The following is a 14,828-nucleotide window of genomic DNA, read 5'->3' as shown; positions in this document are numbered from 1 at the left end:
TATTGAAATGGCAACATACAAGAGAGAATCACATATACGAAGCCTAATTAAAGGTATATCATGGAGAATCGTTGCTACAGCCGACACGATTCTCGTAGTATTGTTGGTGACTTGTCTCAATGATAATTGTAGTTTAGATAACGCCATTAAGATTGGTGCCATTGAATTCTTGATAAAGTATTTTGTGTATTATTTACATGAAAGAGCATGGCAAAAAGTGCTATTCAACAGAGCTGTTTCTCAAATACAAACCTTACAAAAAACAATATCTTGGAGAATCATAGCTACTGCCATGACATTCATAATTTCAGGATCGGTTCTGAATTCCTTTAATGAAATAGCATTGTATATTGCACTTACAGAATTATTTACGAAATTCGTATTGTATTATTTACACGAAAGACTTTGGTTAAGACTTCCTTTAGGAAAAATCAGACAGTTCTTTTTTGGAAAAAAACAATAACATGTCAAAACATATTATTCCCCATAGCTATCAAATAGCTAAAGAAGACCGCTTAAACGCGAACAAACACACATCCTTTTTACTTTGGTTCACCGGCTTGTCAGGTTCTGGAAAATCAACAATAGCTAATGTTGTTGAACAAAAGCTTTTCGAGAAAGGGATTAAAACCTATTCTTTAGATGGCGACAATATCCGAAAAGGGATCAATAAAGACCTGAGTTTTTCACCGGAAGACAGAACAGAAAATATTCGACGAATTGCAGAAGTTGCAAACCTTATGATTGATGCTGGACTTGTTGTTCTTGCCGCCTTTGTCTCTCCCTATAAAAAAGACCGTGAGAACATTAAAAGTATCGTCAAAGATGTTAACTTTGTCGAGATTTATATCAATACTAGTTTAGACGAATGCGAACGTCGAGACGTAAAAGGACTTTACAAAAAAGCCCGAGCAGGAGAAATCAAAAATATGACAGGTATATCAGCACCTTACGAGGCACCTGAACATCCTGATGTTGAGATTAAAACTGAACACGAATCGATTGAAGCAGCAGCTCAGAGGATAGTTGATTACATAACTCCAAAATTGTCAGTGAACAATGAGTAAATATTATTTAAATTATTTAGATGAATTAGAAAGCGAGGCCATCTTTGTACTACGAGAGGTTTGGGCTCAATTTGACAACCCTGTTATCCTATTTTCTGGAGGAAAGGATTCTATTTTGGTGACTCATTTAGCGAAAAAAGCATTTTATCCATCAAAAATTCCATTTCCCTTAATGCATGTTGATACAGGACATAATTTTCCCGAAACGATTGAATTTCGAGACAATATCATTAAGGAATTAGGAGTTGAACTTATTGTTGGCTCTGTCCAAGAATCTATTGATGAAGGTCGTGTTGCTGAGGAAAAAGGAAAGAATGCTACCAGAAACGCCCTGCAAATAACCACGCTCTTAGATGCCATTGAAACGAACAAAATTGACTGTGCGATAGGTGGTGGAAGAAGGGACGAGGAAAAAGCGAGAGCTAAAGAGCGCTTCTTTTCACATAGAGATGATTTCGGACAATGGGACCCAAAAAACCAAAGACCTGAACTTTGGAACTTATTCAACGGTAAGCATTTTGAGGGTGAACACTTTAGAGCGTTTCCAATCAGTAATTGGACCGAAATGGATGTTTGGAATTACATCAAACGTGAAAACATAGCCATCCCGTCATTGTATTTTGCTCATGAAAGGGAAGTAGTTTGGAGACAGGATAGCTGGATTCCGAATTCAAAATTTTTAGTTTTAGAAGATCACGAAGAGATTGTTGTAAAGAAAGTAAGGTTCAGAACATTAGGTGATATAACGATTACTGGTGGAATTGAATCAGATGCCGATACACTAGAGAAAATCGCCGACGAGGTTTCTGGTATGCGCCAAACAGAACGTGGAAATAGAAGCGATGATAAACGCTCAGAATCTGCAATGGAAGATAGAAAACGTCAAGGATATTTTTAAAAAAAGACACATGCTAGACAATAACCAATTATTACGATTTACAACCGCAGGAAGTGTTGATGATGGAAAAAGTACATTAATAGGGCGTTTGTTATACGATTCTAAATCGATTTTTGAAGACCAATTACAAGCTATCGAAAACACTAGCAAAAAGAAAGGGCACGATGGAGTTGACTTGGCTCTTTTTACAGATGGTTTAAGAGACGAAAGAGAACAAGGGATTACCATTGATGTTGCATATAGATATTTTACAACGCCAAAACGCAAGTTTATCATTGCCGACACACCAGGTCACATCCAATATACGAGAAACATGGTCACTGGAGCGTCAACTGCTAATGCCGCAATTATTTTGGTGGATGCTAGACATGGTGTTATTGAGCAAACAAGACGACATTCTTTCATTGCTTCATTATTGCAAATTCCGCATGTAATTGTTTGTATCAACAAAATGGATTTGGTAGACTTTTCTGAAGAGGCATATAATAATGTGATCAATCAATTTGAAGAGTTCTCTTCTAAAATGCTTATAAAAGATGTTCGTTTCATTCCTATAAGCGCATTGCTTGGAGATAATGTGGTTAATCGTTCAAAACATATGGACTGGTACCAAGGCGCGCCTTTGCTTCATACTCTGGAGACGATGCACATTAGTAGCGACATCAATAAAGTTGACGCTAGATTTCCAGTTCAAACTGTATTGAGACCACAAAGTGAAGAGCATAGAGATTATAGGGGTTATGCAGGTCGAGTGGCTAGTGGAATTTTAAGAGTAGGAGATGACATTACCGTTATGCCTTCTGGGTTTACTTCAAAAATTAAAAGTATTGATACTTATAAAAAGTCTTTGGAAGAAGCCTACGCTCCAATGTCGGTATCTATTACTTTGGAAGATGACATCGATATCAGTAGAGGTGATATGATTGTTCGATCTAACAATAAACCAGAACCTTCTCAGGACATTGAGGTCATGCTATGTTGGTTACACAATAATCCAGCTAAGCCAAGAGCCAAATATAGTATTCGCCATACTTCTAACGAACAAAAGGCCATGATTAAAGAGGTGGTATATAAGTTTGACATCAATACTTTAGAACGTAATAGTGACGACAAGGAACTTAATATGAACGACATATCTAAAGTAAGAATAAGAACTACTAAGCCATTAATGGTTGATTCGTACAGAGAGAACAGAACAACAGGAAGCGTTATATTAGTAGATGACACAACCAATGAGACCGTTGCAGCTGGAATGATTGTTTAAAAACATGGATATGAAATTCAAAACAACCTTTATTTTATTGCTTTTATTGACTTTTAGTTGTAAAGACGAAAAGCGTACAGCCGATACGAATGTCCAGGAGAAAAAAGAGTATTTTTCTTTTACAATCAACGCGGTAATTGAAAAGGATGATGAATTTACATTGTTTTACCTTGATGAAGAAAACACTGATATCAAAAAAGAAAATTCTGTAAGTGTTAAAACAAAGGGTAGTAGCACACCTCAAGAATTGTTTTTTCAGCTACCTGATGATACTTTACCATTGCGCTTACTGTTAAGGTACGGAAACGATGAGAAATCCCAAACAATTCAAATTGTTGATGCCAAGCTGAGTTATCATGGAAAAGATATTATTGTAAGCAGGCAAAACTTTTTTCAGTTTTTTAATCCCAATAAATTTATTGACTATAATCAAGAAGAGTTTAAAGCGGTATCTAAAGAAATGGATGGAACTTATAGCCCAACATTTATTTCCAGAAAAGTTTTAGAGAATAAAATTGATCACAAACTCTACTAATAAGTAAGTTGACTCCCTTTTAATGCAGGTTACAAAAAAGACGAAAGCACTACTTCAAAGTGTGTTCAATGATAAGGATTTTGCTGAGTTGTTAAAAGGCGGAGCAACTGTTTTTTTATTGAAGATATTAGGTATGGTTTTAGGCTATGCCATCATGCTATACATCACTAATAACTTTGGGGCAAAAGATTATGGCGCTTACGCCTTCAGCATTGTACTATTAAATATCTTAATTATCTTTCCAAGGTTTGGACTGGATAATTCCCTAGTAAGAATAATCACAGCTATAAATGAAGAGGGAAATTATCGGCATATTAAATCGGTCTTATTTAAAGCGTGTTTGATTGTATTGTTGGTTTCGGTACTTATTGTGTCAATCGGATTAATTTTTAAAGATCAGTTTATTGAATTTATTGATAGTGAAGGATTAAAGGAAAACTACACATACGTTCTTTACACATTAATCCCTTTTTCTTTACTGGTTATTATTTTTGCAACATTTCAATCCTACAAGAACAGCAGTCTTTTTATTCTTTTTAAATTCACACTGGTTAATGTGTTCTTTATATCTCTTTTGTTGGTTTTCAAAGCTTTCGGAATTGATAAACCCTTGTTCAGCATTTATTTTTATGCAACACTTCTCACATTTGTATTTGGATTACTTTTTTTTCTAAAAAAACTCAAAAATATATCACGAAAACCTGATGAGATAAAGGTTGCTTATGTGACCAATTATGATTTCAAGAAGATTATTTCCATTTCTACTCCAATGCTATTTGCAGGGTCTTTTTTATTTATAATCAGCTGGATAGATATCATCATGATTCAGCTATACATGGAAGACTATGAGGTGGGTTTGTATTCGGTAGCACAGAAAATATCAGTATTGTCAAGCATCTTTCTATTCTCCATTAACGCCATAGCAACACCAAAATTTGCTGAACTGTTTGCTAGTCAAAAAATTGAAGAGCTTGGATCAGTAGTACGAAAATCTACCAAATTGATATTTTATTCCACGGCACCTCTACTGATTGTCTTGGTGGTATTTTCAGACTTTGTTTTAGGCCTAAATGGCGATGAGTTTATCAATGCCAAAACAGTTCTGATTTTATTGTGTATAGGACAATTCATTGGGTCTATCTCAGGTTCAGTTGGATATATAATGCAAATGACCAATAATCAAAAGTTGTTTCAGAGGGTTGTATTTTTTTCAGGAATACTTAACTTAACGCTAAACTTTATATTGATTCCTATTTATGGGATAAACGGAGCAGCCATATCGACAATGACCACTATTATTCTCACGAATATATCATTAGTTATCATAATAAAGCGTAAGTTAGGTTTTTGGACCTTTTACCTGCCATTTAATAAGTTGAGTTAACAATGATCAGCAACGCTAAAACAGAAGTAAGGAAGTTCTTGGAGAACCGAAAAATAGGACGTAACATAGATGTTATAGAGTCTGATGTTTATTTGGTATCATATCCTAAAAGCGGAAACACTTGGTTGCGTTTTTTAATTGGTAACATTATTAGTGACGATTTCAATTTCACCAATATGAATAGCCTGATTCCAGACATCTATAAGATTAGGAATAAAGACTTAAAGAAGTTTGAATCGCCGAGAATATTAAAAAGCCATGAATATTTCGACCCGAGATATAAAAAGGTCGTTTATATCGTTCGTGACCCAAGGAGCGTTTGTGTATCTTACTACGAATACCTTAAAAAAATGAATAAAATTAAGGACAATCTTAGTATGGATGTTTTTGTTGACAATTACATTAAGGGAAACTATGATCCTTATGGGTCATGGAAAGAAAACGTTGGGAGTTGGATGGGATCATGTAAAGACTCAGATAAGTTTTTATTGGTTAGGTATGAAGACTTGAAAGAAGACACTTCAAAGCACCTTAGAAACATTCTCAATTTCATGAATATTGATTATACCGAAGAAAAGTTGTCTTGTGCCATTGAAAAGAGCTCTTTCAAAAAAATGAGAGCCAATGAAATTGAGAACAAAAAGCAGATTAAAGCCCTCAAAAATAGCAGGCAAAACATGCATTTTGTTAGAAAAGGGGAAACCAATGAATGGATGAAAACCCTAAGTCAAGAAAACCAAAATAAAATTTGCGAAGCATTTGAATCTACACTAAAAGACTTAGGGTATATCTAAACCTAAGGACATTCTCTTTTTGCAAATTTTTAAAGTTATCTATTTGAAGCCTCTACTGTGAATTCTTTAGATTATATTTAGAGCAGAAAACAACGTAAGTAATCGATAGCATTCCTTAATGAAGCAAGTCTTTATCTTTTCTTTACCAAGGTCAGGTTCTACATTAATGCAAAGGACATTAATGGCACATAAAGACATTGCCAGTACAGCCGAACCGTGGATATTATTACCTCAAATATACGGTTTGAAAGAAAAAGGGTCCTTGTCAGAATATGGTAGTATGCTTGCGGCCAAAGCAATAAACGATCTCATTGAGAATCTGCCCAATAAGCAAGAAGATTATGATACAGCACTGAGGAATTTTATTGTAGACATTCAATCGAAATTATCAAAAAACAACGAAAGCTATTTCCTTGATAAAACGCCTCGATACTATCTAATTATTGATGAGATACATAGGATATTTCCTGAAGCAAAATTTATTTTTTTATTCAGAAGTCCAGAGCAAATCTACACTTCAATGCTTAGTACTTGGGCCAATAATCGTCTTAGACCATTTTTAGATTCGTATAATGATATTGTTGTTGGTTATAAAATGTTATCACAGGCATATAGAACCTACCAATTAAAATCAATTGCGATTAATTACGAAAGCTTTGTCGAGGCTCCAGAGTCTCAACTTAAAAATATCATGTCGTATTTAGATTTGGAGTATGATGAGTCTATGATCAACAAATTCTCATCTCAGGAAACAAAGGGTAGTTTAGGTGATCCCACAGGTATAAAAGATTACAAAACCATTAGTATCAATAGCCTTGCAAAGTGGAAACAAATTTTAGACACCAACTTTCGTAAGCGTGTTGCTTGTAAGCTAATCAATAAAATTGATTCTGAAGATCTCAAGGCCCAAGGCTACGATAAATCAGAAATCATAAATTCTATAAAATCAATAAAAACTAAGACCAGATTATTTACTTTTACAGACTGGTATGATTATTATTTAAATCTACTGATCAGGCGTTTTAATCTGCACTTGTATTTTGCAAAAAGCTTTAAGTGGTTAAAAGGTAAATTTATGTCTTAAAATGAATTGCGCATAAAAGACAACAGGGATTTTCTTTTAGTTTATCTTATAATAATTAACACTAGAAACCGAAATTGATTTTATGAAGTTTAGTGTCATTACGTCTTCTTTTAACAGTGATAAAACTATTACTAGAACTCTAGATTCCCTACTCAATCAAACCCTAACTGATTTTGAGTATATTGTTATTGATGGCGCTTCAACCGATAATACGGTACAAATCCTTAAAGCCTATGAAGCTAAGTTCAAATCTAAAAATATTTCTTTCAAATGGATTTCTGAAAAGGACTCTGGTATTTATGATGCATGGAATAAGGGTTTAAAACTAGCTTCTGGAGATTGGATTTCATTTCTTGGCTCTGATGACTACTATTTAGAAGATGCCTTGGAAACGTATGATAAACTATCAGAAAACACATCAGCAGATTGGATGTACTCTAATGTGTTGTATGTTGAAAGCGAAGACAATAAAAGGCTTCTCGACACTGTTTGGACCTGGAAAGGTTTCCGTAGAAACATAGTTATTACTCCAGCTCATGTAGGATCGTTTCATAGCAAAGCATATTTTGATGCCTATGGAAATTACGATACATCTTATAAAATTGCGGGTGATTATGAACTTTTATTACGTGCAAAACAAAAACTTAGAACACTGAAATCTGATAAAACCACTGCGGTAATGAGTGGAGGTGGTGTAAGTAATAATATGGTTAAAAAGGCGCTTTTAGAAACCGCTAGGGCAAAACACCAAACAGGAGGTTTAAGTAAGTTTATTTGTAATTATGATTATCTCTATTTGATGGTTAAATTCAAAATAAAAAGTATAATAAAAGGCTTAAAAACGCTAAGAGTTTTTAAATTTAAAGAAAAAGTTTAGCTTGCAGTAATGAAGATAAGATTAGACTCTGTTTATAAGGTCGTTTTTGCGAGTTCGATAATTATTCCTCCGCTGATATTTTCCATTGAAGTCAATATTCTTTTAATGATTTTGGTATCGACATTCATTTTTATGAATATTCGCTACAAATACTCAAATAACTTCCTCAATATTATTGCTCCTTTAGTGGCGATTTTCTTGTTGAGTATCTTTTCTTCATTCTTTTATCCAAGCAAGATTTTAGACATCATAAAAGACTTTTTCTTTTTAGCAAAACCTTTTCTATTCATTTTAATGGGATATTATCTCATTAGTAAGATTGAAGACAAAAAGTTCATTTTTAAAGCGATTATTTACATCGCATTCTTTTTTGCAATCATTCATATATCACAAGTACTCTACTTCCTTACAGACAATGACTTCAATGTCAATAAAGTAAGGAACTTTGCAGGTAGAGGTAACGTGGTGGAAATTTTTGCAGTGGTCTTATTATTTTCAAAAAAAGGAAGAGAACTTTATACTCTTAAATCAAAATACAGAAAGACCATTATCGCTATCATATTGATGTCGTTCATATTTTATTTTTCTAGAACCGCTACAGTTGCTGCCATAATTCTATTATTATCAATAAATGGGTATTTGGCTATCACACGAAAGGGTTTGATTTACATGACTGCATTCTTTACGGCTGTTTTACTGTTTTACGCCTATTTATTTTCTACAGACCTCGAACGTGGTGCAGACGGTCTGGAAGGATTCTTATATAAAGTAAAGATCGCACCATCAGAGATTTTTTCTTCGGAAATAAATATTGAAGATCACTCAGACCTATGGGATCATTGGCGTGCTTATGAAGCAAAAAAGGCTTTTGAACAGCTCGCTGACACACCTATGGGCTTTGGGTTGGTTTGTGGAAAAGGGGTTGGCTCATTAGTTGATTTGGAGTTTGTAGCACCATTGAATGCAGAAGGTATTCAGTACATAACAACCATACATAATGGGTACGCTTATATTGCTTATAAAGCAGGTTTGCTGGGAGTATTGGCCTTTCTCGTTTTTCTCTTAACCTTGTATTTACAAGTTTATATCAGAACAGAAAACAGACAGGCAATTATTATTAACAATTTATTGTCAGGCATTGCCATTTATTATATGTTTACAACACTGATAGTTTCAGGAATTTACAACCCAAGAGACTATGGAGGTATTATTTTAGGGGGAATTATTTACTTAAGCTATTTCTATAATACTCAACAATCAAAACTGACTACAACTTAAATTTGAATATGTTAAAGCAATTACTTCAAAAGCTCCTAGTGAAATTTGGGAAGTCATATACTTTGGATGATAACATTTCAAATAAACTCGTCATTTCTTTTTTGGTAAATAGAACAGTAATGATGCTTAGAGGACTCATTAAAACCAGACGTAAGATATTCTTAGGATCGAAAGTTCGCATATTGAACAAATCCAACTTTTATTTCGGGAAGGGTTGTACTATCGAAAGGCATGTGGTAATAGATTGTCATGCAAGTCAGGAAATAAAGCTTGGAGATGTGGTTAAAATAGGAGCCTTTACCACCATAAGCACCACCAGTCACTTGTCTAAATACGGAAAAGGTCTACAAATTGGCAATAATTCCGCTGTTGGAGAATACTCCTATTTTGGCTGTTCTGGAGGTGTTCGTATAGGGAACGATGTTATTATGGGTCAGTATATTAGCTTTCATTCGGAAAACCATAATTTCTCAGACACAAAGTTGTTAATCAGAGAGCAAGGCGTTACTTCAAAAGGTATTGAACTCGGAAATAATATTTGGGTAGGCTCTAAAGCCACGTTTTTAGATGGTAGCAAAGTTGGTAACAATTCTGTTGTGGCGGCAGGATCTGTTGTTAAGGATGAATTTCCAGATAACGTTGTAATTGGTGGAGTGCCAGCAAAAATTTTAAAACATCTTAATGGCTAAAACCATACTTTATATTCACCAGTCTTCAGAGCTTTATGGATCTGATAAGGCTTTATTATATTTAGTAAAGTCTATTGAATCATCTCCAGAATTTAAAACCATTGTGGTTCTACCCAACAAAGGACCTTTAAAAGACCTGCTAGAGGCTTTTGGTGTAAACGTCATTGTATTTCCAGTTATAAAAATTTCTAGAAGTATCTTTAAGCCACTAAAGTTATTAAGCCTACCTTTTGAGATAGCTAAAACGACCAAACGTTTACATAGGCTATTGAAAAATGAGAATATTGATTTGATACACTCAAACACATTGGCGGTTTTATTAGGTGGATTTTATGCAAAACGCTATAAAGTGAAACACTTGTGGCATGTTCATGAAATTATAAAGAAACCTAAAATTGTCAGTAAAATTTATCCTTTTCTCGTGAATTCATTGTCTGACACAGTGGTTTTTAATTCTGAAGCTTCTAAGGAAGTCCTATGTAAAAACAATCAGAAGCTCACAAAAAAAGCGATTGTCAATTTAAATGGGATGGATAGAGAAAAACCACCTACTTCTGATAAAGATATCAAAGCTATAAGGAGGGAACTTTTTGGTGTGAACGACAATGAAAAAGTAATCGCTTTAATAGGAAGAATTAGTAAATGGAAGGGACAAACGTTGCTATTAGAGGCGTTTAAAAAGGCATCTCCTGAAAACAAAAATGCAAAGCTGATTTTTGTAGGTTCAGCACCTCCAAACCAAGAGTATTTAGTTGAAGAACTTCAGCAAAACATCACACAAGCATCATTAGAAAACTTGTGTAGCATTATTCCTTTTCAGGAAAACATCTGGAGCATTTGGGATAGTATCGATATTGCTGTCGTTCCGTCAATTGAACCAGAGCCATTCGGACTTGTCGCTTTAGAAGCGATGCTATCAAGAAAACCAGTTATTGCTGCAAATCATGGAGGTTTAAAGGAAATTGTTTTGGATGGTGAAACGGGTTATTTTTTTAATCCAGGCGACGTAGACGATTTGAGCAAAAAGCTAAAACTCATGTTGACTAATGAAGAAAAATCAATTGACTTTGGCAAAAAGGGATATGAACACGCCAAACAAAAATTTTCTTTAGACAGACATGTCTCACAATTTATAGATATTTACAAAAAAAATTAACAGACCATTTCAATATTTCAAAACACTGAAAATGAAAATAGGGATTTTAGGCACAAGAGGAATACCAAACCATTATGGTGGTTTTGAACAGTTCACAGAGTTTTTTGCAGTGTATCTTGCAGAAAAGGGTTATGATGTTTACGTGTACAGCTCTAGTTTGCATAAATACCAAGAAGAAACATTCAAGGGTGTCAAATTGATACATTGTTATGATCCAGAGGATAAGGTTGGTACTTTCGGACAGTTTATATACGACTTCAACTGTATCGTTGACTCTAGAAAAAGAAATTTCGATGTCTTGCTTCAGTTGGGATATACCAGTAATACAATTTGGCATTGGCTATTGCCTAAAAAAAGCGTCATCATTAGTAATATGGATGGATTGGAGTGGAAGAGATCAAAGTACTCTGCTCCAGTTAGAAAGTTCTTAAAGTATGCTGAAAAACTAGCTGTAATTTCAAGCGATTATCTTATTGCAGATTCTATAGGAATTCAAAATTATTTGCTTAAAGAGTATGATGCTTCATCTGAATACATCGCTTATGGTGCAGAACTGTTTAAGACACCAAATGAAGAGATTTTGGATCTGTATAAGGTTCAAAAGCATAATTACAACATGTTAATTGCACGTTTTGAACCCGAAAACAATCTAGAAACTATTTTAGATGGTGTTGCATCAGCAGCAACCAAAACACCTTTTTTAGTGGTTGGAAAACACAATGTGAATAAGTTTGGAGCCTATCTTAAAAAAAAGTACGCCGAAATTGATCATATCAGATTTACAGGAGGTATTTATAATCTTGAACACCTCAATAACTTAAGGTATTTTTCAAACCTATATTTTCATGGGCATTCTGTAGGAGGAACGAACCCTTCCTTATTGGAAGCCATGGCTTCTAAGGTGATGATGATTGCTCATAACAACGAATTCACTAAATCTATTTTGGGCGATGATGCGTTCTATTTTAGCTCAGCTGATGACGTTAAGGAACACATCGATTGTACCAAAAAGGAAGACCATTTGGATAAAATTGAAAATTGTTATAAAAAAATTGAACATAGTTTTCAATGGGAAATGATCAACAAAAAATATCTCGACTTTCTAGATGAGTGCTTCAAAAAACATCAAAAGTAAACTCAACTCAATAGAGTTTTTAATGCTGCTTTTAGGCTTGTCCTTATCCACATTGTTGTTGGGATTTGCCGCTAGCGGAATTATTTTAGGAGTTTTTGTGGCTTTTGGATGTCGATATACCTATTTAAATAAAATCAAGCCAAGACTTCATAAAGGTCTTATTATTCCTGTACTGCTGTATGTTTTTGCTGTCTGTTCTTTCCTATGGAGTGTTGACATTGAACAAACCACAAAAGGAATGGAGAAGATGGTTGTTATTTTTGTTCTTCCTATAGTGTTCATGTTTCTTCCAGAAATTAAAAAAAAGCAATCTGACATTGTATTTAAGGTGCTTACAGTATCAAACACACTCCTTGGAGTTTTTTTTATCTGTAACGCCATCTACAATTATATAAACACAAAGTCTTTAATGGTGTTTACTTATCACCAACTTGTAGAGGTTTTAGAATTGAATGCCATATATGTATCGCTTCTTTTTTCTATGAGCTTATTCTATTTGATTTCATTGCAACAAAAACGAAAAGCGCATTATGTTCTTATGGGCTTTTTTGCCATGCTGCTATTTTTACTTTCATCAAAAACAATACTGGCTGTCATTTTAATAGGATTCATTATCTACTTATTTAAAATGAGATTCAAAAACCTTAATAAAAGAAAGGTTATTATTGGTTTTGTAATGGCATTTATTTTAGTCGGAATTAGCTCTATTACATTAGCCGAGCGCTTGATTTTTGAAAAGCACTCTAAGCTTGAAGAGGTTTTAACACAAGAAAAGTTTGGAAAAATATACTATTGGACGGGAAGCTCTATACGATTACTCCAATTAAGAATCCTCAAAGAGCAAATAGAAGAAGAACCTATTTTGATTAAGGGATTCGGACTGTTTGCCTCAAGAGATAATGTTGCAAAGCGGCATACGGAGTTTGACACCTATTTCAAATTCCATGAATACAATTATCACAATCAATATGCTCAAACACTTTCAGAACTTGGCCTGATAGGCTTGTGCCTTCTACTGGCAGCTCTGGTTGTAATTTGGTCAAAAGCCATAAATACCGGAGACTATTTAATATTGATGTTTGCTATTTTAATGACATCTGTCTTCTTTACCGAAAGTATTTTATGGCGACAAAGAGGGCTCTTTTTATTCATCATATTGTATTCGCTGTTTTTGAAACGATGGTTGAAACAAAGCCCTACACAAAATTTAAACGCCTCTAATTAACAGGCTGCGTTTCTGTGTATTTAACTTCTAGCAATTAGCTATTTTTTATAGATTAAATTATATTTGCCTCGAAGCAATGTAAACTATTAAATGTCAAAAAACGTTGGATATTCTAATTTAATTAGACCTACATTATATGTAATCGATTTATTGATTATCTCAACGCTATCTTATTTTTTCTTAACTGAGAATATTGTTGACATTTCGTTTTTTGTTGTGTTTTGGTTTGCCATATCAATATTGTATTCTTTTTATGAAGTATACAGGTTTACTAAAATTGTAAAGATTGTTTCTTTATTGCTACAACAAATCATCTTATATACTTTAGTAATCCTATCCTATTTTTACCTTACCCATAAAGACATAGCCTTAGAAAGTATTTCAGACTATTTCTTCCTTTTGTTATTTGTTTTAACCGCGTGGAGAATCATACTGTTTGTTGTATTCAGAAAATATAGGATTATAACGGGTAGCAATTACAAAAGAGTAGTAATTATTGGAGCTAACCAATCCACCAAGAAGCTACAGGATTTTTTCAATTTTCAGCCAGGATATGGGTATAAGTTTGAAGGGTTTTTTACCGATTTAAATGATGTCAACAAAAGCGGATCTGTCAAAGACAGTTTTAATTTCATCGAGGCCAATCAAATTGATGAGGTATATTGTTCGTTAAAGGAACTATCTAACAGCACTGTCAAACAATTTATTGAATTTTGTGACGTAAAAATGAAAACCCTGAAATTCATCCCTGATAATAAAGGGCTGTTCGCAAAAAACCTATACCTCAATTATTACGACATAACACCCATACTTTCCTTAAGGGAAATACCTTTGGACGATCCTTTTAAAAAAGCAATCAAAAGAACCTTTGACATTGTTTTTGCGTTAATAATAATATGTTTTGTTTTATCATGGTTGATTCCTATTTTGGGCTTAATCATTGTTTTAGAAAGCAAAGGACCAATCTTCTTTCAACAAAACAGACCAGGCATTAAGGAAAAGGGTTTTTTGTGTTATAAATTCAGATCGATGGCTATCAATTCAAGATCTGAAGAATCAGCAACACGAAATGATTCTAGGGTGACAAGAGTTGGAAAGTTTATTAGAAGAACAAGTATTGACGAACTACCTCAGTTTTTCAATGTGCTGTTTGGCTCTATGTCTGTAGTTGGTCCTCGTCCTCATCTATGGAAGCAAAATGAAATGTATGGCACTAAAATTTCTAAATATATGGTGCGACATGTTGTAAAACCGGGTGTTACTGGTTTGGCACAAGTAAGAGGTTATAGAGGAGAAATTGAAACTAGGGACGACATTGTAAATCGAACAAAATACGACATATTTTACATAGAAAATTGGTCATTGTTGTTGGATTTTAATATTATTGCCCAAACAGTATTGAACATATTTAAAGGAGAAGATAAAGCTTATTGAATTTATAA

At 33.9% G+C, this 14,828-nt stretch carries 15 protein-coding genes; all 15 read left to right on the top strand.

What is annotated here, in order from left to right:
- Window positions 1-7 precede the first annotated feature (7 nt).
- The 15 genes from AB9K26_RS11605 (at window position 8) to AB9K26_RS11535 (ending at window position 14,820) form a co-directional block, all read left to right on the top strand.
- The gene (locus AB9K26_RS11605) at window positions 8-463 is read left to right on the top strand and encodes a DUF2061 domain-containing protein (protein ID WP_369972724.1); all 456 of its coding nucleotides are present in this window, start codon (window positions 8-10) and stop codon (window positions 461-463) included.
- A gap of 1 nt (window position 464) precedes the next feature.
- Window positions 465-1,067, top strand: coding sequence for an adenylyl-sulfate kinase (gene cysC, locus AB9K26_RS11600; RefSeq protein WP_369972723.1), 603 nt, complete (start codon window positions 465-467; stop codon window positions 1,065-1,067).
- Window positions 1,060-1,965: a sulfate adenylyltransferase subunit CysD gene (gene cysD / locus AB9K26_RS11595; RefSeq protein WP_369972722.1), complete on the top strand. Its 906-nt coding sequence runs from the start codon at window positions 1,060-1,062 to the stop codon at window positions 1,963-1,965. The genes cysC and cysD overlap by 8 nt, the downstream gene beginning before the upstream one ends.
- 10 nt (window positions 1,966-1,975) lie before the next feature.
- Window positions 1,976-3,229, top strand: a complete 1,254-nt coding sequence (gene cysN / locus AB9K26_RS11590; protein ID WP_369972721.1) for a sulfate adenylyltransferase subunit CysN — start codon at window positions 1,976-1,978, stop codon at window positions 3,227-3,229.
- Between the two features lie 10 nt (window positions 3,230-3,239).
- Complete coding sequence (locus AB9K26_RS11585) at window positions 3,240-3,764, top strand: hypothetical protein (RefSeq protein WP_369972720.1); 525 nt, start codon at window positions 3,240-3,242, stop codon at window positions 3,762-3,764.
- A gap of 22 nt (window positions 3,765-3,786) precedes the next feature.
- Window positions 3,787-5,148, top strand: coding sequence for an oligosaccharide flippase family protein (locus AB9K26_RS11580; RefSeq protein WP_369972719.1), 1,362 nt, complete (start codon window positions 3,787-3,789; stop codon window positions 5,146-5,148).
- Window positions 5,149-5,150: 2 nt separating this feature from the next.
- Complete coding sequence (locus AB9K26_RS11575) at window positions 5,151-5,942, top strand: sulfotransferase domain-containing protein (protein WP_369972718.1); 792 nt, start codon at window positions 5,151-5,153, stop codon at window positions 5,940-5,942.
- Window positions 5,943-6,060: 118 nt separating this feature from the next.
- A complete protein-coding gene (locus tag AB9K26_RS11570; RefSeq protein ID WP_369972717.1) occupies window positions 6,061-7,026 on the top strand; it encodes a sulfotransferase in 966 nt (321 codons plus the stop codon).
- Between the two features lie 82 nt (window positions 7,027-7,108).
- Window positions 7,109-7,903 (top strand): glycosyltransferase family 2 protein, encoded by a 795-nt coding sequence (locus tag AB9K26_RS11565; RefSeq protein WP_369972716.1) that lies wholly within the window; start codon window positions 7,109-7,111, stop codon window positions 7,901-7,903.
- Window positions 7,904-7,912: 9 nt separating this feature from the next.
- Entirely contained in the window at window positions 7,913-9,181 is a 1,269-nt protein-coding gene (locus AB9K26_RS11560) for an O-antigen ligase family protein (protein ID WP_369972715.1), read from the top strand.
- Window positions 9,182-9,189: 8 nt separating this feature from the next.
- Window positions 9,190-9,870, top strand: a complete 681-nt coding sequence (locus AB9K26_RS11555; RefSeq protein WP_369972714.1) for an acyltransferase — start codon at window positions 9,190-9,192, stop codon at window positions 9,868-9,870.
- The gene (locus tag AB9K26_RS11550) at window positions 9,863-11,026 is read left to right on the top strand and encodes a glycosyltransferase family 4 protein (RefSeq protein ID WP_369972713.1); all 1,164 of its coding nucleotides are present in this window, start codon (window positions 9,863-9,865) and stop codon (window positions 11,024-11,026) included. Before AB9K26_RS11555 ends, AB9K26_RS11550 begins: the two co-directional genes overlap by 8 nt.
- A 31-nt stretch (window positions 11,027-11,057) precedes the next feature.
- Window positions 11,058-12,161 (top strand): DUF1972 domain-containing protein, encoded by a 1,104-nt coding sequence (locus AB9K26_RS11545; RefSeq protein ID WP_369972712.1) that lies wholly within the window; start codon window positions 11,058-11,060, stop codon window positions 12,159-12,161.
- Window positions 12,133-13,386 carry an O-antigen ligase family protein gene (locus tag AB9K26_RS11540; RefSeq protein WP_369972711.1) on the top strand — a complete coding sequence of 418 codons (1,254 nt, stop codon included), beginning with the start codon at window positions 12,133-12,135 and terminating at the stop codon, window positions 13,384-13,386. The genes AB9K26_RS11545 and AB9K26_RS11540 overlap by 29 nt, the downstream gene beginning before the upstream one ends.
- A 90-nt stretch (window positions 13,387-13,476) precedes the next feature.
- Complete coding sequence (locus tag AB9K26_RS11535; protein ID WP_369972710.1) at window positions 13,477-14,820, top strand: exopolysaccharide biosynthesis polyprenyl glycosylphosphotransferase; 1,344 nt, start codon at window positions 13,477-13,479, stop codon at window positions 14,818-14,820.
- Window positions 14,821-14,828 lie beyond the last annotated feature (8 nt).

Origin of the sequence: Psychroserpens sp. XS_ASV72 (genome assembly GCF_041224425.1) — a bacterium.
GTDB lineage: Bacteria > Bacteroidota > Bacteroidia > Flavobacteriales > Flavobacteriaceae > Psychroserpens.
Note: the sequence above shows the minus strand (reverse complement) of the source record. Positions and strands in the feature narration are given on the sequence as shown.